The sequence below is a fragment of the Prevotella sp. S7 MS 2 genome (genome assembly GCF_000762865.1).
In the GTDB taxonomy this organism is placed as follows: Bacteria; Bacteroidota; Bacteroidia; order Bacteroidales; family Bacteroidaceae; genus Prevotella.
In genome coordinates this window covers 1-21,743 of sequence record NZ_JRPT01000071.1, presented here as the reverse complement: position 1 = coordinate 21,743, position 21,743 = coordinate 1, and the positions used below count along the sequence as shown (strand labels likewise).

Genomic DNA, 21,743 nt, shown 5'->3' with positions numbered 1-21,743 from the left:
TGATACAATAATTTTAGAAAGTTGTCGTTTCATAGGTTGTATGAAGCATGAAGAATTTACATTTAAGCAGTTTATCGTACGTCAAGAGCGTTGTGCTATGAAAGTTGGTACGGATGGAGTCCTTTTGGGGGCTTGGAGTGCTGGTGGAAAACGCATCTTAGATATCGGAACGGGTACCGGACTGATAGCTTTGATGATGGCACAGCGGTTTCCGGAAAGCACTGTTGATGGAGTGGAAATAGACGAAAGCGCCTATACCCAAGCTTTGGAGAATGTAGATGAAAGTTCTTTTTGTGAGCGTATAAAGTTATTTCATGCATCATTGCAGGAATTTCAAGCGAGATATAAGTATAATGCTATAGTTTCAAATCCTCCATTCTTTGTCGATTCTTTAAAGGCTCCAAGTCCTTCTCGCAATATGGCTCGCCATACCGATACATTGACCTATGAAGACTTGTTTGTCGGTGTAAGAAAGCTCTTGTGTGAAGATGGAAAGTTTTCTGTTATTATCCCTGTGGAAAATATAGAGCATTTCCTTGCAATATCTTCTTTATCAGGCTTTTATGTCTCTAGAGAAGTCTCTATAAAAACAGTGCTGAGGAAAACTCCAAAGCGTTGTCTTTTAGAGTTCGTTTTGTGTCAGCCAAAGACAGTAGAGAAGTCTATGGTAACCCTGATGGATGGGATAGGAGGTCGTTCGGAATGGTATCACAACTTAACAGCGGATTTTTATCTGTAGCTGTTAGATGTTAAGCTTGCGTTGCAAAACCTTGCTTAGGGCTTGGGCACGCCTACCTTGTTTGCTAATATCACTACGAATGACGTTGATTTCGTTAAAAAGTTCTGCGGCAGCAGCTTGTAATGCATTCGGTTTTCTTAAATCTCGATTTGCCTCGGGATTGATAAGCATCTTTATGCCTTTCTCTTGTAACGATATATTTATGTCTTCACCAGTCATGACAGGGTCTCCGTCGTAGTGTATGAATCCCGGTTTACTTCTATGTATTTGTAGTTGTTTGCAACGAAACGACTTGATTTTGGAATTTTTATCAAGTGTTTTGTTAAACATATCGATACTAATTTGAGGAGCTTCCAATACGTCGAATGGTTCCATAATCACAATATCCATCAGTCCATCACTCATAGAAGCCTGAGGTGCGATATAGGCGTTGTTGCCATATTGAGAGGCATTGGCACACGAAATAAGAAATGCTTTGTATTTAGCAGAACTTCCCTTGATGTTGATTTCGTATGTCTCCGGTTGATAGCTGAGCCCTTCAAGCAATATATTCTCAACATAAGTGATAGGGCCTCGTTTTCCCGATTCTGCAAATTTATGGCTGACGAATGCGTCAAAGCCCATGCCGCAAGTACAGAAGAAAGGATAACCGTTGATGATACCATAGTCTAAATCCCGAATCTCACACTTGTTAATGACAGCCATAGCTTTCTTGAGATTCATCGGAAGCATGAGATGTCGAGCCAATCCGTTGCCTGAACCGCAAGGTATTATTCCTAAAGCAGTGTTGGAATGTACGATGGAACGGGCTACTTCGTTAACCGTTCCATCGCCCCCGATAGCTACAACAATGTGTACACCATCATTTTTAGCTTTGTTGGCTAGTTCTGCTGCATGACCGGCATGTTCTGTTGTTTTGATGTCATAGTCAAAGAGTTCTTTGTCTAGACATTTGTCTATCAGTTCAGGAATGCCTGCTTTGTTGGTCGTTCCTGAAATAGGATTCATGATGAAAACAATTTTTTTCTTGCCCATTTCCTCTCTGATAGTGTTATTATAAATTCTTTGCAAAAGTAGTAAAAAAACGCTTATATACTGATTTGTTCCTATGATAAAATTACATAAAAGACATATTTCCGGTAAAAAAGAATGATATATAACATCTTTTTCGTATCTTTGCAGCCTATAAAAAATAATGTAGTTCTCTACACCTATTATTAAAATGGGACAGTTACAAGAAAGATACAGAAATTATCGTGAGCCTCAAAAGTTTATGGAGGCAGGAGTGTATCCCTATTTCCGTGCGATAACGAGCAAACAAGGAACAGAAGTTGAAATGGGTGGCCATAAGGTCTTGATGTTTGGATCTAATGCATATACAGGCTTGACAGGTGACCAACGAGTAGTAGATGCGGCAAAGGCTGCACTTGATCGTTATGGTTCGGGCTGTGCAGGAAGCCGTTTCCTTAATGGGACTCTGGACATTCACATCCAACTGGAAAAAGAATTGGCAACCTTTATGGGCAAAGACGAAACTCTTTGCTTTTCTACTGGCTTCTCTGTAAACCAAGGTGTGTTGGCTATGGTCGTTGGAAAAGGCGACTATATCATCTGTGATGATCGCGACCATGCTAGTATTGTGGATGGTAGACGCCTTTCTTTCGCTCGCCAGTTGCATTACAAGCATAATGACATGGAAGACTTGGAGCGTGTGCTGAAAGCGCTTCCGTATGGGGCTGTGAAGTTGATTGTCGTTGATGGTGTGTTCTCAATGGAGGGTGACTTGGCTAAACTTCCTGAGATTGTTGAGCTGAAACACAAATACAACTGTTCTATCATGGTTGACGAGGCGCATGGTTTAGGAGTTTTCGGTAAGCAGGGTAGAGGTGTTTGTGACTATTTCGGATTGACAGATGAAGTTGACTTGATAATGGGAACGTTCTCAAAGAGTTTGGCTTCTATTGGTGGATTTATTGCATCTGATGCTGATACCATCAATTATTTGCGCCATACTTGTCGCACTTATATCTTCAGTGCATCTAATACACCGGCTGCTACTGCGGCCGCACTTGAAGCTCTTCATATACTCCAAGCAGAACCTGAGCGTTTAGACCATTTATGGGCTGTGACTCGTTTTGCATTGAAGCGTTTCCGCGAAGAGGGATTTGAGATTGGTGAAACCGAAAGTCCTATCATTCCGTTATATGTACGTGATATTGATAAAACATTCTTGGTAACCAAGATGGCTTTCGATGCCGGAGTGTTTATCAATCCGGTTATACCGCCAGCTTGTGCTCCTCAAGATACTTTGGTACGCTTTGCTCTGATGGCAACTCATACCGAAGAGCAGGTAGAACGTGGTGTTCAAATCTTGAAGAAGATATTTGTTGACTTAGGTCTTATTAAATAAGACTTTATAAAAGAGACTGTAAATACAGATGGGGATATGTTTTTTGCATATCCCCATTTTTTGTTTCGTTTGGTTGCAACGCCTCGGCAAGGTTGCTGAATAGGCCTGTCAGCAAATCTGTTTGATATAAGCAGGATTGCTGTTAAGCGCTTGCAGCAATTTGATGTCGGATACTCGGTGAGATGATATTATTTATGTGGAATGGTAATTAACGATATTATGAATCTCCTTATAGATAAAATTTTTTGTGGTTTGAAATTAACTTGTTTTCTAGAATGATTTTGTGTTTCTCGGATTTAATGTGGAACTACTTTGTCATTTTAACGTTATTGTAACACTCATTTGGATAAAATTATTTAAATTTGCAGTGAATTATTTATTTAGGGGGATTCCTCATAGGTCTAAATTAAATTTAATTAATCAAAGTTATGCAGAAAAGATTGCTCTTTCTGATGATGCTCCTGTTATTGACAACATCATCTTTAATGGCTCAAGTAACAACATCTAGCATCAATGGTAAAGTCGTGGCTGATGGTCAAGATGTTATCGGTGCTACAATTACAGCCGTACACGTGCCGTCTGGTACACGGTATAATGCTGTTACTAATGACAAGGGACGTTATGTAATCCAAGGTATGCGTGTTGGTGGTCCTTACACAGTCTCTATTTCCTATATAGGTTATAAAGATGATGTAAGAAAGAACATTAGTTTGACTTTAGGTGAAGCTACTGCTATTAATGCCGATTTGAAAGAAGATGCGCAGGTATTGGGTGAAGTAACAGTTACCGGAGTTGCAGGAAGAGGTGGTATGGGTGCTTCTTCAAATTTCTCACAACAGAATATTGATAATGCGCCTACGATTAATCGAAATGTGTATGATGTAGCAAAACTGTCTCCACTGGTAAATTCAAATAAGTTTGGTGGTATCACGATTGCGGGTAGCAATAATCGTTACAATTCGTTCCAGATAGACGGTGTAGTAAGCAATGACGTGTTTGGTCTTGCTTCTAGCGGTACAAACGGAGGTCAGACCGGTGCTAATCCTATATCAATGGATGCCATAGAACAGATTCAGGTTGTAGCATCTCCATTCGATGTTCGCCAGAGTGGATTTACCGGTGGCGCTATCAATGCCATTACCAAGTCGGGTACCAACGTGTTCCATGCTACTGCATACGGATATTATACCGATCAAAACATGTATTCTAGTTGGAGCCAACAATATGGTAAGAAACAGAAACTTACTGATGAAAGCACCAAGACTTTGGGCTTTACTGTGGGTGGCCCTATCATCAAAGATAAATTATTCTTCTTTGGAAGTGTAGAATATAAGAAGGATTCACATCCGGCAACATACTATCCCGGAGCAGAAGGTTACTTCATCTCAGAAGCTACAGCAGCAGCTATCTTGGACAGATATGCTAAAATAACAGGACTTACAGATACTTATAATCCAAGGAATATTGATACTCAATCATGGTCTGTACTTGGTCGTTTGGACTGGAACATCAATGCCAATAACAAGTTTGCCTTGAGATACCAGATGAACGATTCTTATAAAGACGTATATGCTACTTCTTCAAAATCTTATTTCTTTAATAATAGCGGATATAGAATGAAGGATAAGACTAATTCGTTTGTAGCAGAGTTGAACTCACATTTGAGCGCTTCACTATATAATGAGTTGCGTGCAGGTGTAAGTTTTATCAGAGATAAGCGTGGTATAGCTTATTCTGGTCCTAGTATTTATATTTCCGGTGCGGGTAATTACGATGTTAAGACCGGAGCAGAAACAGGCTCTGCTAAATATTCTATATATTTGGGAACAGAATATTCTTCAGGTGTAAACCGTTTGAATCAAGATATTTGGACTTTAGAGGACAATCTTTCTTGGTACAGAGGAAACCATACATTCACCTTTGGTACTCATAACGAGATTTATAACATGGAGAATGCTTTTATTCAAGCGGCTAATGGGCAATATGTGTATAATACTATTACCGACTTCATGAATGATAAAGCAAAGAGTTTTGCTTGGAAGTATTCTGATAAAGATATCACCGGTACAACAAGATGGGCAACTCCTTTCAAGGCTGGACAGTTTGGCCTCTATGCACAAGACAAGTGGGATATATCTACTTTGCTGCAGTTGACTTATGGTATTCGTTTCGATATTCCGGTGTACTTTAATTCTCCATCGACAAACGAAGAGTTTAATGCTTCGGAATATGCAACTACTTATGGCGTGAAAGTTGGTCGTAAGCCCAGTTCTAGTGTGATGGTATCTCCACGTGCAGGCTTCCGCTGGTTCTTAGACGAGAGTCACAAATCACAACTTCGTGGTGGTTTGGGTATCTTCAATGGTCGGGCTCCATTTGTTTGGATTGAAAATGCGTGGGCTAATACAGGTATAGAGATGAAAGGTGTAACTTTCTATAGTCCCAATGTTCCTAGCTTTGCTACTTACGGTACAGATACAGAAAAGGCTGCAAACTCTGCAAAAGGAAAGGCCAATAAACCGGATATCAATACGGTTGATCGTCATTTTAAATTTCCACAAGTATTCCGTACCAATCTTGCTTGGGAGCAAGTATTGCCTTATGATTTCAAGTTGACCTTGGAAGGATTGTACTCTAAGAATATGAACAATGTGTGGTTCGAGAATCTCGCGTTGAAACCAAATGGTAAGGTTTATGCGGTTAATAGCGACTTTGAGAATTCTGCTACAACATATTATAATAGTGTAAGAGGTAGTTATAACCAAATTATTAATATGAAGAATACGAATAAGGGTTATAGCTATAGCTTGAGTGCAAAAGTAGAGAAGAGTTTCAAGTTTGGCTTAGATTTGATGGCTAGCTACACATTCGGTCACTCTTATTCCGTAAATGATGGTACTTCCTCGGTAGCGGCATCTAACTGGGGATATTTCTATTGTACAGATCCCAATGTACAAGAAGTTGAATATTCTATGTTTGATACACCTCACCGTGTATTGGCAATGGCTAACTATAATTCGAAGCGTTATGGTAACGGCCGTTGGCAGACCCATATATCTCTTACATACAATGGATATAGCGGACAGCGTTATAGTTTTGTCATGTCTGATAAGTCATCTGCTTCTTTCAATGGCGATTATCGTAGTGGAAATTCGCTGTTGTATATCCCAACAGAACAAGAATTGGCTGTGATGTCATTTGCTGATGTTAAGGACAGTAAGGGAAAAGTAATTACTACGGCAGAGCAAGGGCGTGAAGCTTATGGTAACTGGATTGCTTCTAACAAATATGCACGTAATCACAGAGGACAATACGCTAGACGTAATGGAACTTCTGCTCCTTGGGAGAATCACTTTGATCTTCACCTTTCACAAGACTTCTACTACTTGAAGGATAGAGGAAGCAAGGTAGAGTTAGTACTTGATGTTATCAATGTAGCAAACATGCTCAATCATAATTGGGGTACATATTATGCTAATGTATATAGTGAGAATATCTTGCAAGTAGTTGGTACTTCAAAAGATGCGAAGGGCAATCAAGTAGCACAATACACCTATGTAGGCAATGCTCCTACTATCAGCGATTTCTATAGTAGATGGCATGCACAGATTGGTTTAAGAGTTACATTCTAATATGTAGAAAATCAAATCATAGCAAGTGGATAATCCTGAGAGGGTTATCCACTTTGTTTTTCGTAGATATGGAGGACTTATCAAGAGTTTAGAAGCAGCATTAATATTGTAAAACAAGATAGTGAATGCTCGTAAAATACGAGGGTAAAATTTTGTGGTTTCACTTTAAATTACTAATTTTGCAGACGGTTTCAGACGGAACTTGTTGGTTAAAGGTTCCGTAGCTCAGTTGGATTAGAGCAACAGCCTTCTAAGCTGTGGGTCTTGGGTTCGAACCCCAACGGAATCACTTTCCAAATATTCGTCTGAAAAGAGGCTGATTAGTGTAATGCTGATTGGCCTTTTTATTTTTAAATTGGTAAAGTGTATCTATGATAGATAGTTCTGCATTTCAGGGTAAGAAAGCAGCTTATTATACATTAGGTTGCAAGCTCAATTATTCCGAGACCTCAACATTTGAACGTATGTTGGGCGAGATGGGCATTGTTCCGGCAGCAGAAAATGAGAATGCTGATATCTGTTTGGTGAATACTTGTTCTGTAACTGAAGTCGCAGACCATAAATGTCGTCAAGCAATTCATAAGCTAGTACGTAATAATCCCGGTGCTTTTGTCATTGTAACAGGATGTTATGCTCAATTGGAATCCGAAAAGGTGAGCCAGATAGATGGTGTTGATTTAGTACTTGGTAGTAATGAAAAAGCTAACTTGATACAGTATCTAAGTGATGCATGGAATACAGTTGGCGAAGGACAAAATGAACATTTACATCGTTTTCACTCTGTAAAGACAAAGGATATAAAGACTTTCCAACCATCTTGTTCGCGTGGTAATAGGACCCGATACTTTCTGAAAGTACAAGATGGATGCAATTACTTTTGTACCTATTGTACGATACCTTATGCCAGAGGATTCTCCAGAAATCCATCAATTGCTTCGCTTGTGAAGCAAGTAGAAGATGCTGCGAAAGAGGGAGGAAAAGAAATTGTATTGACTGGAGTGAATATTGGAGATTTCGGAAGGACTACCAATGAATCATTCTTAGATTTGGTAAAAGCGTTAGATCAGGTAGAAGGAATAGAGCGTTTTCGCATCAGTAGTCTCGAACCGGATTTATGCAGTGATGAACTTATTGACTATTGTGCTTCTTCACGAGCATTTATGCCTCATTTCCATATTCCTCTTCAGAGTGGAAACAATGAAGTGTTGAGATTGATGCATAGACAATATAATAGAGAACTTTTTGCTCATAAGATTCAGTTGATTAGAGAAAAGATGCCTGATGCTTTTATAGGAGTGGATGTAATGGTGGGATGTCGTGGTGAAAAACCGGAATATTTTGAAGATTGTTATGATTTTCTTGCGTCTTTACCCATTGCGCAACTGCACGTCTTTCCATATTCGGAACGTCCCGGAACGAGTGCACTCTCTATACCTTATGTGGTAGATGATAAAGAAAAGAAGGTTCGTTCGCAGCGCTTATTGGAATTATCGGACTCTATGACTCATCATTTCTATAAGGAATATATTGGCAAAGAAGCCCTCGTTTTATTCGAGAAAGCATCAAAGGGTAAGGCGATGAACGGGTTTACAGAAAATTATATACGTGTAGAATTGCCGCCCTCGCAGTCTAAGGAAGAGTACGACAACCAAATCATGAAAGTTACTTTAGGCGATTTCAACCTAAAAAGAAATGCTTTAAAAGCCATACTTCAATGAAAATTGCTATCGTTATATTAAATTGGAATGGTGTAAACCTACTGAAAGAGTATCTTCCGTCTGTCATCAGATATTCTGTCGGAGCTGATGTTTGGGTTGCTGATAATGCATCTACGGATTCCTCCTTAGCACTCTTGAAGAGCGAATTTCCAATGGTGAGGCTTGTACAACTAGATAAGAATTATGGTTTTGCAGGTGGATATAATAATGCATTGAAGGAAATTTCAGCAGATTATTATGTCATCTTGAATTCTGATGTGGAGGTGACGGATGGTTGGCTTGCACCATTAATAAAGTATATGGAGTCTCATCCGGATGTAGCTGCTTGCCAACCCAAATTACTTTCCATTCTAGATAAGGGGCTGTTTGAGTATGCAGGGGCTTCTGGTGGTTTCTTAGATAGCTTAGGGTATCCTTATTGTAGAGGTCGTATCTTTGATGTAGTGGAGGCTGATAGAGGGCAATACGATGATATTTGTGAAATCATGTGGGCTACAGGGGCCTGTTTGGTTATCCGATCCAAGGATTTTTGGAATATCCAAGGATTTGATGAACGTTTCTTTGCCCACAACGAGGAAATTGATCTTTGTTGGCGTTTGCGAAATCTTGGCCGAAAGATAGTTGTGATTCCACAAAGCGTAGTGTACCATTTTGGTGGTGCCACCTTGCCTCAAGGGAATCCTCAAAAGACTTTCCTCAATTTTAGAAATAATCTCTTAATGCTTTATAAGAATCTTCCGAATAAAGAATTAGGCAGGGTGATGAGTTGGAGATGGCTTTTGGATTATCTAGCAGCATGGCAAACTCTGCTCGTTAACAGGAATGTTGGTGACTTTAAAGCTATTTATCGGGCACGGTGGGCATTTAAGAGAATGCTCAGTGAGTTCAAGTCTGATAGAGAGCAAATTCAAGCAACAAGAAAAGTAACGAGTCGAGATATTGAAGTGTTACCATCTATATTGTGTAAGTACTATTTTTGCAAAAAGAAGTTTTTTTCAAATCTTTGAACTAGCGGATAGTCCGCATAATAATTAAATTTTCAACACAAATTTAATCATTTTAGCTTAAAATTTTGTGAAAAACATAAAAAACACTATATTTGCAGAGAGATATTATATTTGTTTTTGAGGTACTTGTGTTACATATTACTTCCACTCATGTGGCTTTGTTCGGCGTGTGAGTTTAAGTTTAACAATACTGATGAGAAAGATCATCGTAGTATTGCTATACATCGTTTTGACAGATTGGAAAGTAGATATTTAACTACGGGGGATTTTTCTGCGCTTCAACAAATGAATACTGACTATCCAATAGAGACACGTACGTTGATAGAGAATGTATTGAATCTGGGCGATGTGAATGAATCGGACATTAATAGCAGGTTGTTGAACTATTTTCAGGATGCTCTGTTACAAGATGTTATTTTGGCTGTTGATTCGCAATATGTAGATATGTCAGATATTAGTAAACTTATGTATAAGGCTTTTAGGAGACTTGGGCATGCAATTCCTAGTATACCTATTCCTGAAATTTATACTCAAATAGGAGCATTCAATCAGAGTATTGTTGTTGGCGATGGAATGATAGGTATTTCCTTAGATAAATATTTGGGTAATGATTTTGGTCCTTATGCCAAGTTCTATAATCAGCAGCAACGTGCTACAATGACACGCGAAAATATTGTTCCTGATTGTATTAGTTTCTATCTACTCAGTTATTATCCTGCACCTATGGGGAAAAATGAGAAGGAAACACTTAGATTGAAAGCTGTGCACATGGGGAAAGTGATGTGGGCTGCCAATAAATTAACTGATAGCCATATCTTTCAAACAGCCTATGTAGATAGGGTAGAGCAATTTATGAAGAAGCATAAAAACTTACCTATCAAGCAATTGATGGAGTTGGAAGATGGAGGATTTATGAATTAATATGCTCAAAGGAGCAATATTTTTGTCCTTGATATATGCCTTTCTGTTGCAAATAATTGTTGAATAAGTTCGTAAATTGGTAGTTTTTAAGCCCCCATCTAGGAGCTATTAATTTGTTTTCAGGCGATTGGCTGACAAATCGATCCAGTGTAATTGTGGGATTTAATCGGGTGATATATTCTGCTAACAATTCTATATATTCTTCAACATTAAACAGATGAAAAGGGTGTTCTTGGTATTCTCGTGCCATTTCTGTCCCTGTTATGATCTGTAGTTGATGTATTTTTAGCAGGTCTAAGGGAAGTCTAGAAATGTCATCAGCTTGTTTGAGCATGCTATTTCTATCTTCGCCGGGGAGTCCAAGAATGACGTGTCCTCCTGTGAGGATTCCATAATCATGAGTCAGTTGAACAATATCTTTGCTACATTGATAAGTATGGCCACGGTTGATGCGCTTTAGTGTCGTTTCATTGGTACTTTCAATTCCATATTCTATTAACACAAATCTCTCTCGGCCTAGTTGTTGGAGATATTGTAATAGCGATTCATCGATACAATCGGGTCTAGTTCCAATTACAATACCAACGACATCTTCTACAGAAAGGGCTTGTTCGTATTTGAATTTGAGTGTATCTACAGATTCGTATGTGTTGGTATAGGCTTGAAAGTAGGCTAGATATTTCATTTCAGGATATTTTTTTGAGAAAAACATCTTACCTTCTTGCAGTTGTTCTTTAATAGATTTGTTGTTGCTACAATATGCCGGACTGAATGTACTATTGTCACAAAAAGTACATCCACCATAACTAATTCTACCATCTCTGTTTGGACATGTGAAACCTGCATTGATAGAAATCTTTTGGACTTTGAATGGTAGCTTGGCCTTTATCCAGCTTCCAAAGTCGTTATAGTGTAGTTCTTGAGCCATAAATACGAGTAATAGATTGCAAAATTAGTGATTTTTCAGTAATTTTGCAGTTAAACCGAAACATTATTCAAATGAGAAAATTACTAACCATGCTCGTTTCTAGTCTATTGTTAACAACTAGTCTTTATGCGGTAGAAGAGATTACGATACCTGATATAACTAGTGGCATGTTTGCCGGCAAACGCTTGAATGGCCTTAATCCGATAGCGGGAACAGACTCTTATGCTAGTATCAGTGCTGATAGGAAACAAATATTGAAGTATTCGTTTGCGACCGGTAAACGGCAAGAAATACTGTTTGATGTTTTCAATACGATTGGTCATAAGATTACTGAAGTGGATGGATATCAGTTTTCGCCCAATGGAAAATTCATCCTTATTCAAACAAATACAAAACGTATTTATAGAAGATCGTATAGTGCAGTGTACTATATATATACGATAGCTTCAAAGAAATTGGTACCATTATCGGATGGTGGATCTCAGCAGATGCCCGTTTGGTCGCCCGATGGGTATCAAGTGGCATTTGTAAGAGAGAATAATATCTATCTTATAAAGCTGTTATACGATAATGCCGAGTCGCAAGTGACGAAAGATGGAAAGCCGAATTTTATTATAAATGGAGTTCCGGATTGGGTAAACGAAGAAGAATTCTCAACGAATTGTTCATTGAGTTTTAATGCTGATGGTTCTATGTTATGTTGGATAAAATATGATGAATCTAAGGTTAAAACCTATGATTTGCAGATGTTTAAAGGTGATACACCTGTAAAAGAAGAGAACTCGGACTATCCTTCTCATTATTCCTACAAATATCCTAAAGCCGGATATGACAACTCGGTAGTGTCTGTATGGAGTTATGATATAAAATCTCATCAAACCAAACAGCTTCAAATTCCGGTTGATCAAGATGGCTATATTCCACGTCTCAAGGTTGGGAATGAGCCTAACAGTATGATTGTGTTTACCATGAATAGACATCAAGATGAGTTATGTCTTTATTCTGTAAATCCTAGAACAACTCTTTCGCAACTCCTTATCAAGGAGAAATCTGATAAATATGTGAAAGAAGAAGTATTGGAAAATGTAATTATCGGAAAGAATAGTATACTACTTCCTAGTGATAGAGATGGGTATATGAAGCTATATTTTTATACGCTGTCTGGTCAATTCAAGCGAAAGATAGGTGCAGGTGACTTTGATATTACCGATATTTACGGATATGATGAGAGCACTGGAGACATTTATTGCCAAGCAGCGTTACAAAATCCACACGATAGACAGGTTTTGGTCTTCCACCAAAATGGTAAAATGGAATCATTAACCAATCAAGCAGGTTGGAACTCTGCAATATTTTCTGGAGATTATAAGTATTTTGTGAATACCTGGAGTGATGCAAATCATCCTTATGTGTATACTATACGAACTAGTTCTGGGAAAGTGTTAGATACTCCAATTGATAATGCTGAGTTGGCAAATAAAATTTCTAACTATGGGTTTACGGCTAAAGAGTTCTTTACGTTTACAACCTCTGAGGGAGTCAAACTAGATGGTTGGATGGTTAAGCCTATTGATTTTAATCCATCAAATAAATACCCCGTAATTTTATATCAGTATAGTGGACCGGGCAGTCAACAAGTAGTTAACTCTTGGAATATTGGTTCTATGGGGAATGGAGGAGCCTTTGATTACTTCTTGGTACAGCAAGGTTTTATAGTCGTTTGTGTGGATGGACGTGGAACCGGAGCCCGAGGATCGGAATGGGAGAAGTGTACTTATTTGAATCTTGGAGCTTTGGAAGCTAAAGATCAAGTTGAAACTGCATTGTGGTTATCTAAACAAAGTTATGTTGATGGGAAACATATTGGAATATGGGGATGGAGTTATGGAGGATTCAATACACTTATGAGTATGAGCGAGGGACGTCCTGTGTTTTATGCCGGAGTTGCTGTTGCTCCTCCAACAAGTTGGAAGTATTATGATACCGTATATACTGAGCGCTATATGCGTACCCCTAAGGAGAATCCTAATGGATATAATGAAAATCCAATATCACGGGTAAAAGCTTTAAATGGAGATCTATTGATTTGCCATGGTGTTGCGGATGATAATGTTCATATACAAAATTCATTTGAATACTCAGAGACATTGATTCAAGCAGGGAAGGATTTTAAAGAGAATTTCTACGTAAATCGAAATCATAGCATATATGGCGGAGAGACGCGTAATCACTTGTTAAAGCAAATTACTTCTTGGTTTAAAGACCATCTGAAGTAAAAGATAATACATAGTTAAGGCTCGGCTACTTTCACTAGTAGCCGAGCCTTAACTGTTATAGAGATAAATGATTGAACGTAACGTTGTGTTATATGATAATCTTCATGTCTTGTAAGTGATTGATAAACACTTGGGCATCGTTCTTTGCAACTTCGTAAGTAACCTCATATTCATTGGTTAACAAGGATGCTAAAGTATCCACGGTGAAATCTTTATCTTTGATGTTCTCCCATAGGAAACAAGCACTCTCGCTCAAACTGAGTATATTATTGAAGTCAATATTTGTTTCCCCTTCTGCAACTACGATACTCTCTCCACAAACATTCAATAATGTAAATCCTTCTTTTATTCTCATAATCATTATTTTTTTCTAGTTATTGGAATCCAAATTCTACGATATACTGCAAGTAGATATCTTCGTAATGGAATATGCATCCATATCCAAGAATAGATTTTCCATTTATAACCATCGGTACTGTCTAGTATTTTACGTTCTTTTCTATAGAAGCCAATACCGATGGCCTTTATATTTTCTACTTTACAATATTCTTTACTAATATTCCCATCTCCTTGTAAAGTTACATCATCTCCGTCAATTTTAATGATACGATGAAATACATACTTCTTAGGACTTATCTCTGCTAAGACGGCATCGCCCACATGTAATGACGTGACTTTGGCTAATAGGGCTATATCACGGTTATTATCCAAGAATGGTTGCATACTCCAACCGCTCATACGAAGTGTGACAGTGTGGTGCCCCTCCTCTATTAATGAAATGATTTTGGGAATCAAAACAGAGTTTGGAAGTACTATTCTGTTTGGCTTTTGACCGTCTTGTAACATAATAAAGCAGATTCTTTATTGGGTAGACAATGTAGAATATAGCTAACTCTTGCTTCAATAAGAAGAGATAACGTTTTGCATAAATCAGTAAATAATGTATGATCCCATTTCATAGCAGAACAAGAGGGAAGTATGGAAGCAAATGCTTCTGTTGGCTTCAATTTGTCAATACTATTTTCACTTGCTCTATCTATTCTGACAATTGCTCCTAATTTCATCCGTATATTGCGATAGCAGGCTGTCTTTCCACTCCAAGGGCTGCCATATATATATGGTGTATTATCAATGATTCGAACGATAGGGTTATCATCATTGATAAGTTCGCATCCAGAAATACTTTGTAGCCACATACTAGATTGCGTACTTTTTCCTGTACCACTTTTTGCAATGAAAGCGTAAGCATAATTATCTTTTCCCACAACAGAGGCATGTATCAATAGTGTTTGATACTTGCATGAAGCGAAAGCAAAAATGAGCATAAGTGCATTATTCAGACCAAAGCACCAATTCATATAGCTCCCATTCAAGGCACAATGACAGTTGCTAAAATCCTTATTGGTTTGTAGTAAGCAACACTGCACCTTATTGATATTGGCAATGATATATTGATAGCCTCCATTGTCTATATGGAATACAGCAGTGTCACCATTACCAGTATCAAATTTTCTTATGAGTTTTAGCTTTGTTTTTTCTATCGGGGATAGTTCCTCGTCAATAGTAAGAGTGAATAAAAAACTTTCGTTAGTAGGTGTATTTTCAATCTTAAATGGTGTAAATGAGGGTATCAAGTCCATTATATCATATTTGTTGTTATCAAATATGATACGAATGTAGAATCCGGCGATTGCAAAATAGTATGTCACGAAAAAAACTTTTGCTTAAAATAATGAGTTATTATTATTTTGCTTGTGGCTACATGAGTCTGCCACACATCAAGTTTATTCTCCTTGTTTCTGCTTACGTGCTTTTTTCTTATTGGCTTTCTTATTTGCCTTTTCTATTTCTTGCTCATCTGGAACAATTGGCTTGTAGGCAAAGTCTGAAGATGTAATGTATTTGACAGTGTAATGGTTTTTATCTTTACCCTTTCCTTTTACTGTGGTATATTTCTTTTTAGTCTTTAAATATTTCTTCTCTATATCTTTTCTATTATCACTATAAGTGGTGATACAAGTAGCATGACTGAATCCTAATTTGGCAAGATAGTCTTTTAATTGGTAGGAATAGTTATCTCTACTATATAAGAATCCTTCGTGGTCTATCCAAGCTGAGCTCAGTTGTTGAATATCTGTGAAATATACAGTAGAATCATTGAACGATGCTGCTACCCCGTACATGTATACTTGATTACTATTCTTCTTGCTGGCATATACATGTGATGTAAAAAATACACCGGCAAGCAGCATGACAAAAAATCTTAGTTTCATTATTATCTTATTGTATTTAATATTATTGACCTAGATATGACTTCAGAAGTTTGTTTTGTCCATGATGACGTAATCTTCTTATAGCCTTTTCCTTTATTTGTCTAACCCGTTCTCTAGTCAGATCATATTTGTTACCTATTTCTTCAAGTGTCATCTCAGGTTGTCCTATACCGAAGAATGCTACAATGATGTTTTTTTCACGTTCATTGAGCAATTGCAAAGCATGAGAGATTTCATCTTGCAAAGATTCTTGGACGAGTTGACTATCAGCTTGAGGAGCATCAGCATTAGTTAATACATCAAGCAAGCTGTTGCCTTCTCCTTCAGCAATTGGTGCATCCATTGATAAATGCCTGTTATTGACTTTCATGGCGTCCGCAATCTTATCTTCCGGAATATCTATCTTCTCGGCAATCTCTTCGATGCTAGGACGCCTCTCATGCTCTTGTTCGAATTTGTTTAAGATTTGATTAATCTTATTGACCGAACCAACTTGGTTAAGTGGTAGTCTCACTATTCTGCTTTGCTCGGCTATAGCTTGAAGAATACTTTGTCTAATCCACCATACGGCATACGATATGAATTTAAATCCTCTAGTCTCATCGAACTTTTCTGCAGCTTTAATTAATCCTACATTACCTTCATTGATTAAGTCTGGTAGACTTAGTCCCTGATTTTGGTATTGTTTTGCTACTGATACGACAAATCTTAGATTCGCTTTAGTTAAGCGTTCTAATGCACGTCTGTCTCCCTTACGGATGCGTCGCGCCAATTCAATTTCCTCATCTACCGAAATAAGGTCTTCGTGCCCAATCTCCTGTAAATATTTATCTAGAGAAGCACTCTCTCGATTGGTAATAGATTTTGTGATTTTCAGTTGTCGCATTAGCCGTTAATTTTAAGCTAAATGCAAAGTTAAGTGTTTCTTATAGAATGTGCAAATGTTTTACTCTTTTTTGCATAGTATGATATTAGCATATAAAACTAAAACAAAAAAGGACTTGATTTCTTTGAAAATGAAAATCAAGTCCTTCCTTTATTTGTAGTAGAGTTGTTTATTAATTAATCTTCACTACCTTATAATCTTTCTTTCCTGTGGGCCATATACCTTTGATAATGAGTACAGGGTCTTTACTTGTTGAAGCTGCTTTGACAGCATCTTGTAAATCGCTAATCGATTTAATTGGAGTGTCATTAGCGTATTGTATGATGAAGCCCGGAGTAATTCCACCTTCTTTGATAGCACCATTTGAGACCTTAGTAACTTCAAGTCCGAAGTTGATGTCAAGTTGCTCTTTAGTCGAGTTGCCTACAGGTCGGAAGCTAGCACCAAGTACATCAAGATCGGCAGTCTTCATTACTTTTGTATTGCCCTGAGCATTTTTCAGTGTAACAGTCTTTGTTGATTTAACCTTGTTGCGTAAATAGGTGATGCTAACTTTCTCGCCGGGGCGCTTCTTGGCCAATACTTCTTGTAGCTCAGCCATCTTAGTTACCTCTTTACCATCGACATTCGTGATTACATCACCGGCTTTAAGCCCTGCAGTTGCTGCCGAACCTCCTTCTTCAACTTCTGCTACATAGATACCGTCATTTGTTCCTAAATCAACTTCCTTATTTTGTTCTTTCTGTGCATTGATATAGTTTAATACATCTTGTCCTTTGATACCCAAAATAGCTCTTTGGACTGTCCCGTATTGTTTCAGATCGGCTACTACCTTATTCATAATAGTTGTAGGTATGGCAAAGCCGTAACCACTGTATGAACCTGTCTGAGAATATAGCATCGCATTGATTCCTACCAATTCACCACGAGCATTGACAAGCGCACCACCAGAGTTTCCGGGATTGATGGCAGCATCAGTTTGAATAAAGCTCTCAACACCATTTGCATACAATGAGCGTGCTTTCGCACTGACGATACCTGCCGTAACGGTGTTGTTAAGGCCATAAGGATTACCTACGGCAATCACCCATTCTCCTACTTTCAGGTCGTCCGAGTTTCCTATAGGCAGGGTAGGGAGGTTTTTGCCATTGACTTTGATGAGAGCTAAATCTGTTGTTTTGTCTGTTCCAATGATTCTTGCAGAGTATTCTCTGTTATCATTCAGTGTAATGGTTAATTCGTCTGCACCTTCTACCACATGGTTATTGGTTACAATGTAACCATCTGAACTGATGATGACTCCACTTCCGGTAGCTTCTTTTTTGGGAGTTTGAATCTTTCTTCTCTGCCTACCACCGTTGCTACCATCGTTTGGATTACCGAAAAAACCAAAGGGATCGAAGAATCCGCCAAATGGGTCGCTTGGTACATCGACTGTTTGGGTCTTTGAATTTTGGACATATTTTATATGGACAACTGCTGGAAGAGCTTTCTCCGATGCGTAAGTAAGGTCAATAGGCTGACCTGCTATCGCTGCATTTGTGCTACTGGTTGCATTTGCTTTGATGAATGAGCCTGCTGAAAGGCCAATGGCTACTATGCACATTGTGCCTAATACATACTTTGAATAATTCTTCATATTTATATTTGTTTTGAAACTTATTCTATATTCGCTGTTGAATTTATGCTTGCAAATATAGACGCAAAAAATCGAAAACTGCCATTATGTCGCAGTTCTTTATTCGATTTTAACAGTTGAATTTAACACTTTAACGGCTCTTAAATCCGTTACGAGATAAATTTACTTTGTTTTATAAATGTCTAGATGTAAGTCGCTTAAACCGGAGACTGTGTTGGGTCTTCTTTGAAGAGCTCGTCCATATTTGGAATCTCATCTTTATCAAACCATTGACAGAGCTTGTTTTGTGCCTTTAACTTTATTTCATCGGAGACCTCATTCCAAACTTTGTGTAAGACGAAGAACAATACAGCAAGGTCATCACCTAGTCCGGCGATAGGGATTGCGTCTGGAACTACGTCCAAAGGGGTGATAAGATAGCCCAAGGCGCCAAGGATGATGGCTTTGTCTTTTACGCTCACCTTATCATTATCCAAGGTGTAGTAGAGTAGGAGGGCTGCATATACCAATTTGGCACCGGCTCGTTTGGCTATTTGAGATATTTTGTCTAAGAAGCCTTTAGGGCTGAATTTGTCTTTATAACGCAGAATGTCTGATAATTCCATAGTCTGATTTTTATAGGAGTGTAATAATTACTTCTGATAGGACAATACTAGGCTTATGTATTCCTCTATTTTTGGGTTGTTCAGTTTCTTCAATCGGTAATAAATATATAATTTGGATATAGCTTTGTATAATAAGTACAGGCAGAAGCCTATAGCTATACCTACAAAGATGGAGTTTCGCCCCCAAGGTAAACTATCTTGCGGATATAGCGACATAGCCAAAATTGGTAAAACAATGAGAAAGCCCGAAACTGTCAGTTTGGTCCGTTCGCTTCCTAGGCTGTCCAAGATGGCTTGCTTGTCGAAAAGATAGTCGGTTAATTGTTCATCGCAGAGTTGGTAATCTTCCAGCTTGGGGAAGCCTGCTTCGCCTTGATGTGCTTTTATTTTGTTTGAAACTTGTTGCTGGATGTCATCAACAGCCTTGTCCAGCTGGTTTAATTGAAAAGCCATATAGCAATGTGTTTGTGATTTTAATACATTAGATAAAAAATGAAAGCAGTGTCCCTGTAAGCCGGGTTCTGTTAAACTGTAAAAACAGCTACTGTCATTTATCTACTATGCAGGTCGCCCTACATCTCTAGCATCCTACCCTCCGTAGTTAGTATATGCTATTGAGCGAGTAACTCTTTGACTACGGTTTACATGGACTTGCAGCTTCCAGAAAGTACAGCCTGTTGATCACCCAACAGCTGGTAGGCTCTTACCCTGCCTTCTCACCCTTACCACCGAAGTGGCGGTTGTTCTCTTCTACTTATTCCTACTGTCACCAATAGCTTCTGTTTCAGAAGTGGAATACTCTGTGCTGCCCGGACTTTCCTCTTGCAATATATTGCCAGCGACAGTACCGAGACACTGCTTTCACGTGCAAAGATAGTCTAAATTCTCTTACTAATCAAAATTTATGTTCTAAAAACTCTTGCTCTTCTATTTGAAAATTTACTTTCGTGCCTTATCTGTTGCTGCAAAAAAATTACAGCATTTCTGATAACTTGTTTCAGCAATGCTGTTGTGGCTGTTCAATAACTTTGCTTGGCCTTTGCAGTATTTTATGATTTCTTGTTCGGACGTACTTTTAAGTCGTCAAAAATATCTACTTTTGCAATGTTTAGAAATGGAAATGTAGATTATGGCAAAATATCAGGCATATATATTTGATTTAGATGGTACGTTGTTGGACACTTTGGCCGATTTGGCAAACAGCTGTAATTATGCGTTGAGAAAACATGGAATGCCTGAACGAACGATAGAGGAAGTTCGCCAATTTGTTGGAAATGGAGTTCGGAAATTGATGGAACGCGCTATTCCCAATGGAGATAAGAATCCAAAATTCAATGAAACTTATCAGGCTTTCAGGGAACATTACCTCATACACAACCTTGACACGACCCGTCCTTATCCCGGTATCATAGAACTATTGCACCGGCTTCAAGCAGAAGGTGTTGCTATGGCGGTTGTCAGTAATAAATTTTATGCGGCTACAAGCGAACTTTGTGCGCACTTTTTCGGCGATTATATCAAGGTTGCTATCGGTGAACGTGAAGATATTCGTAAGAAACCGGCTCCGGATACTGTTATCGAAGCTTTGCACCAACTGCATGTAGAAGCAAGTAAAGCTGTCTATGTAGGTGATAGTGAAGTGGATGTACAAACTGCTCTTAATTGTCAAATGCCATGTATCAGTGTGTTATGGGGATTCCGTAGTAAGGATTTCCTTCTAGAGAAAGGGGCCTCGAAATTCGCTCAAACGCCGTTAGAAATCTTGGAAAAGTAATATATATAATAGGTGGTGTACAAAAAGAAAGTAAGAATGAAAAAAAATAAGCGAAAAATTTGTTGGCTCGGAAAAAAGCACTACCTTTGCAACCGCATTTAGAGAAGTGCTTAACGCGGAAATAGCTCAGTTGGTAGAGCACGACCTTGCCAAGGTCGGGGTCGCGGGTTCGAGTCCCGTTTTCCGCTCAACATTCTGAATAAATCCAATTGAAACAAATGTTTCAGAGGCCCAGGTGGCGGAATTGGTAGACGCGCACGTTTCAGGTGCGTGTGTTTCACGACGTGCAGGTTCGAGTCCTGTTCTGGGCACTTATTTGTTTAGAATGCTTTTTATGTTGGAGAGGTGGCGGAATTGGTAGACGCGCTACTTTGAGGGGGTAGTGATAATTGCATCGTGGGAGTTCGAGTCTCCTCCTCTTCACTAGTTTTTTTTGCGGAAATAGCTCAGTTGGTAGAGCACGACCTTGCCAAGGTCGGGGTCGCGGGTTCGAGTCCCGTTTTCCGCTCAGTTTTTAAGGAAAACATACTAATCCACAATGAATTTATATTTAAGATATTTCGATAAAGAACTATTGGCTACCAGTGTTGATGAGGCTATTGATTTTTTAAGTTCCATCCGCGAAATAGGGATGAATGAGGAATTGGAGGCTGATATCCGTGATTATGCAGCAAGTGATGTTTTCTATCCTAAACGTTATAAGGTTCGTCAACGCGTTTATTTCATTATCATTAAGACTACAGCGGCAACGATGGCTGATTTCAAACAGAAGAAAGCTTTACGTCCGATACCTGCCGGCCCGGTTGCTGAAAAGAGAGATTTAGCAGCTACGGCAATGACACGTTTGACAGAAGAGCGTCTAGGATGGTATGAAGGAGAATTAGATTTTAAACGCGTTGTGATGATACCCACTACCGGTAAACATGAATATCGAG

19 protein-coding genes, 5 tRNA genes and 1 other RNA gene are annotated in these 21,743 nt (G+C 38.6%); 14 read left to right on the top strand and 11 right to left on the bottom strand.

Features of this window, described 5'->3' with window-relative positions; genetic code table 11:
- Nucleotides 1-40: 40 nt before the first annotated feature.
- The gene (locus HMPREF0671_RS10400) at nt 41-739 is read left to right on the top strand and encodes a tRNA1(Val) (adenine(37)-N6)-methyltransferase (RefSeq protein ID WP_036900299.1); all 699 of its coding nucleotides are present in this window, start codon (nt 41-43) and stop codon (nt 737-739) included.
- Nucleotides 740-742: 3 nt separating this feature from the next.
- Here HMPREF0671_RS10400 and HMPREF0671_RS10395 read toward each other — a convergent pair whose 3' ends face one another.
- Nucleotides 743-1,774, bottom strand: a complete 1,032-nt coding sequence (locus HMPREF0671_RS10395; protein WP_036900297.1) for a diacylglycerol kinase family protein — start codon at nt 1,772-1,774, stop codon at nt 743-745.
- A gap of 187 nt (nt 1,775-1,961) precedes the next feature.
- Between HMPREF0671_RS10395 and HMPREF0671_RS10390 the strand changes: the two genes are divergently transcribed.
- The 6 genes from HMPREF0671_RS10390 to HMPREF0671_RS10365 all read left to right on the top strand — a co-directional run bounded on the left by HMPREF0671_RS10390 (nt 1,962) and on the right by HMPREF0671_RS10365 (nt 10,427).
- Nucleotides 1,962-3,149: an aminotransferase class I/II-fold pyridoxal phosphate-dependent enzyme gene (locus HMPREF0671_RS10390; RefSeq protein ID WP_036900291.1), complete on the top strand. Its 1,188-nt coding sequence runs from the start codon at nt 1,962-1,964 to the stop codon at nt 3,147-3,149.
- Between the two features lie 428 nt (nt 3,150-3,577).
- Nucleotides 3,578-6,781: a TonB-dependent receptor gene (locus HMPREF0671_RS10385; RefSeq protein WP_036900288.1), complete on the top strand. Its 3,204-nt coding sequence runs from the start codon at nt 3,578-3,580 to the stop codon at nt 6,779-6,781.
- Between the two features lie 214 nt (nt 6,782-6,995).
- Nucleotides 6,996-7,070: transfer RNA gene (locus HMPREF0671_RS10380), tRNA-Arg, on the top strand.
- 82 nt (nt 7,071-7,152) lie between these two features.
- Nucleotides 7,153-8,499 (top strand): tRNA (N(6)-L-threonylcarbamoyladenosine(37)-C(2))-methylthiotransferase MtaB, encoded by a 1,347-nt coding sequence (mtaB, locus tag HMPREF0671_RS10375; protein WP_036900285.1) that lies wholly within the window; start codon nt 7,153-7,155, stop codon nt 8,497-8,499.
- Nucleotides 8,496-9,506 (top strand): glycosyltransferase family 2 protein, encoded by a 1,011-nt coding sequence (locus HMPREF0671_RS10370; protein ID WP_036900283.1) that lies wholly within the window; start codon nt 8,496-8,498, stop codon nt 9,504-9,506. Before mtaB ends, HMPREF0671_RS10370 begins: the two co-directional genes overlap by 4 nt.
- A gap of 285 nt (nt 9,507-9,791) precedes the next feature.
- Nucleotides 9,792-10,427, top strand: coding sequence for a gliding motility protein GldB (locus tag HMPREF0671_RS10365; RefSeq protein WP_369793992.1), 636 nt, complete (start codon nt 9,792-9,794; stop codon nt 10,425-10,427).
- Here the strand turns inward: HMPREF0671_RS10365 and HMPREF0671_RS10360 are convergent.
- On the bottom strand, nt 10,417-11,355 hold the full coding sequence (locus HMPREF0671_RS10360) for a TIGR01212 family radical SAM protein (protein WP_036900275.1): 939 nt from the start codon (nt 11,353-11,355) through the stop codon (nt 10,417-10,419). The two genes, HMPREF0671_RS10365 and HMPREF0671_RS10360, sit on opposite strands and share 11 nt — an antisense overlap.
- 71 nt (nt 11,356-11,426) lie before the next feature.
- On the opposite strand from HMPREF0671_RS10360, the gene HMPREF0671_RS10355 reads away from it, so the two are divergent.
- Nucleotides 11,427-13,631 carry a S9 family peptidase gene (locus tag HMPREF0671_RS10355; protein ID WP_036900271.1) on the top strand — a complete coding sequence of 735 codons (2,205 nt, stop codon included), beginning with the start codon at nt 11,427-11,429 and terminating at the stop codon, nt 13,629-13,631.
- Nucleotides 13,632-13,719: 88 nt separating this feature from the next.
- On the opposite strand, the gene HMPREF0671_RS10350 is transcribed toward HMPREF0671_RS10355, so the two are convergent.
- The 9 genes from HMPREF0671_RS10350 to rnpB form a co-directional block, all read right to left on the bottom strand.
- A complete protein-coding gene (locus HMPREF0671_RS10350; protein ID WP_036900300.1) occupies nt 13,720-13,986 on the bottom strand; it encodes a PqqD family protein in 267 nt (88 codons plus the stop codon).
- A gap of 5 nt (nt 13,987-13,991) precedes the next feature.
- A complete protein-coding gene (locus tag HMPREF0671_RS10345; RefSeq protein WP_036900268.1) occupies nt 13,992-14,477 on the bottom strand; it encodes a S24/S26 family peptidase in 486 nt (161 codons plus the stop codon).
- Entirely contained in the window at nt 14,444-15,271 is an 828-nt protein-coding gene (locus HMPREF0671_RS10340; RefSeq protein WP_231725619.1) for a hypothetical protein, read from the bottom strand. The genes HMPREF0671_RS10345 and HMPREF0671_RS10340 overlap by 34 nt, the downstream gene beginning before the upstream one ends.
- A 144-nt stretch (nt 15,272-15,415) precedes the next feature.
- Nucleotides 15,416-15,904, bottom strand: a complete 489-nt coding sequence (locus HMPREF0671_RS10335) for a hypothetical protein (RefSeq protein WP_036900260.1) — start codon at nt 15,902-15,904, stop codon at nt 15,416-15,418.
- A gap of 22 nt (nt 15,905-15,926) precedes the next feature.
- Nucleotides 15,927-16,790: an RNA polymerase sigma factor RpoD/SigA gene (locus HMPREF0671_RS10330; protein ID WP_036900258.1), complete on the bottom strand. Its 864-nt coding sequence runs from the start codon at nt 16,788-16,790 to the stop codon at nt 15,927-15,929.
- A gap of 172 nt (nt 16,791-16,962) precedes the next feature.
- Nucleotides 16,963-18,429 carry a Do family serine endopeptidase gene (locus HMPREF0671_RS10325; protein ID WP_036900257.1) on the bottom strand — a complete coding sequence of 489 codons (1,467 nt, stop codon included), beginning with the start codon at nt 18,427-18,429 and terminating at the stop codon, nt 16,963-16,965.
- A 197-nt stretch (nt 18,430-18,626) separates the two neighbouring features.
- Complete coding sequence (locus HMPREF0671_RS10320) at nt 18,627-19,034, bottom strand: YkvA family protein (RefSeq protein ID WP_036900255.1); 408 nt, start codon at nt 19,032-19,034, stop codon at nt 18,627-18,629.
- Nucleotides 19,035-19,061: 27 nt separating this feature from the next.
- Nucleotides 19,062-19,487, bottom strand: coding sequence for a hypothetical protein (locus HMPREF0671_RS10315; protein ID WP_036900252.1), 426 nt, complete (start codon nt 19,485-19,487; stop codon nt 19,062-19,064).
- Nucleotides 19,488-19,528: 41 nt separating this feature from the next.
- Nucleotides 19,529-19,893: RNase P RNA component class A (gene rnpB / locus HMPREF0671_RS11825), an RNA gene on the bottom strand.
- Between the two features lie 270 nt (nt 19,894-20,163).
- Here rnpB and HMPREF0671_RS10310 point away from each other — a divergent pair.
- The 6 genes from HMPREF0671_RS10310 to HMPREF0671_RS10285 all read left to right on the top strand — a co-directional run.
- On the top strand, nt 20,164-20,808 hold the full coding sequence (locus HMPREF0671_RS10310) for an HAD family hydrolase (protein ID WP_036900250.1): 645 nt from the start codon (nt 20,164-20,166) through the stop codon (nt 20,806-20,808).
- 115 nt (nt 20,809-20,923) lie between these two features.
- Nucleotides 20,924-20,996 (top strand) — tRNA-Gly (locus HMPREF0671_RS10305).
- A gap of 41 nt (nt 20,997-21,037) precedes the next feature.
- Nucleotides 21,038-21,119, top strand: a tRNA-Leu gene (locus HMPREF0671_RS10300).
- Between the two features lie 28 nt (nt 21,120-21,147).
- A tRNA-Leu gene (locus HMPREF0671_RS10295) sits at nt 21,148-21,231 on the top strand.
- A gap of 12 nt (nt 21,232-21,243) precedes the next feature.
- A tRNA-Gly gene (locus HMPREF0671_RS10290) sits at nt 21,244-21,316 on the top strand.
- Nucleotides 21,317-21,346: 30 nt separating this feature from the next.
- The coding region (locus HMPREF0671_RS10285; RefSeq protein ID WP_036900248.1) for a hypothetical protein at nt 21,347-21,743 on the top strand (397 nt) is incomplete at its 3' end.

Excerpts from the sequence above, each read along its gene's own strand:
- HMPREF0671_RS10400 (WP_036900299.1), top strand. The coding sequence starts at position 41 with ATGAAGCATGAAGAATTTACATTTAAGCAGTTTATCGTACGTCAAGAG.
- HMPREF0671_RS10395 (WP_036900297.1), bottom strand. The coding sequence starts at position 1,774 with ATGGGCAAGAAAAAAATTGTTTTCATCATGAATCCTATTTCAGGAACG.
- HMPREF0671_RS10390 (WP_036900291.1), top strand. The coding sequence starts at position 1,962 with ATGGGACAGTTACAAGAAAGATACAGAAATTATCGTGAGCCTCAAAAG.
- HMPREF0671_RS10385 (WP_036900288.1), top strand. The coding sequence starts at position 3,578 with ATGCAGAAAAGATTGCTCTTTCTGATGATGCTCCTGTTATTGACAACA.
- mtaB (WP_036900285.1), top strand. The coding sequence starts at position 7,153 with ATGATAGATAGTTCTGCATTTCAGGGTAAGAAAGCAGCTTATTATACA.
- HMPREF0671_RS10370 (WP_036900283.1), top strand. The coding sequence starts at position 8,496 with ATGAAAATTGCTATCGTTATATTAAATTGGAATGGTGTAAACCTACTG.
- HMPREF0671_RS10365 (WP_369793992.1), top strand. The coding sequence starts at position 9,792 with ATGAATACTGACTATCCAATAGAGACACGTACGTTGATAGAGAATGTA.
- HMPREF0671_RS10360 (WP_036900275.1), bottom strand. The coding sequence starts at position 11,355 with ATGGCTCAAGAACTACACTATAACGACTTTGGAAGCTGGATAAAGGCC.
- HMPREF0671_RS10355 (WP_036900271.1), top strand. The coding sequence starts at position 11,427 with ATGAGAAAATTACTAACCATGCTCGTTTCTAGTCTATTGTTAACAACT.
- HMPREF0671_RS10350 (WP_036900300.1), bottom strand. The coding sequence starts at position 13,986 with ATGAGAATAAAAGAAGGATTTACATTATTGAATGTTTGTGGAGAGAGT.
- HMPREF0671_RS10345 (WP_036900268.1), bottom strand. The coding sequence starts at position 14,477 with ATGTTACAAGACGGTCAAAAGCCAAACAGAATAGTACTTCCAAACTCT.
- HMPREF0671_RS10340 (WP_231725619.1), bottom strand. The coding sequence starts at position 15,271 with ATGGACTTGATACCCTCATTTACACCATTTAAGATTGAAAATACACCT.
- HMPREF0671_RS10335 (WP_036900260.1), bottom strand. The coding sequence starts at position 15,904 with ATGAAACTAAGATTTTTTGTCATGCTGCTTGCCGGTGTATTTTTTACA.
- HMPREF0671_RS10330 (WP_036900258.1), bottom strand. The coding sequence starts at position 16,790 with ATGCGACAACTGAAAATCACAAAATCTATTACCAATCGAGAGAGTGCT.
- HMPREF0671_RS10325 (WP_036900257.1), bottom strand. The coding sequence starts at position 18,429 with ATGAAGAATTATTCAAAGTATGTATTAGGCACAATGTGCATAGTAGCC.
- HMPREF0671_RS10320 (WP_036900255.1), bottom strand. The coding sequence starts at position 19,034 with ATGGAATTATCAGACATTCTGCGTTATAAAGACAAATTCAGCCCTAAA.
- HMPREF0671_RS10315 (WP_036900252.1), bottom strand. The coding sequence starts at position 19,487 with ATGGCTTTTCAATTAAACCAGCTGGACAAGGCTGTTGATGACATCCAG.
- HMPREF0671_RS10310 (WP_036900250.1), top strand. The coding sequence starts at position 20,164 with ATGGCAAAATATCAGGCATATATATTTGATTTAGATGGTACGTTGTTG.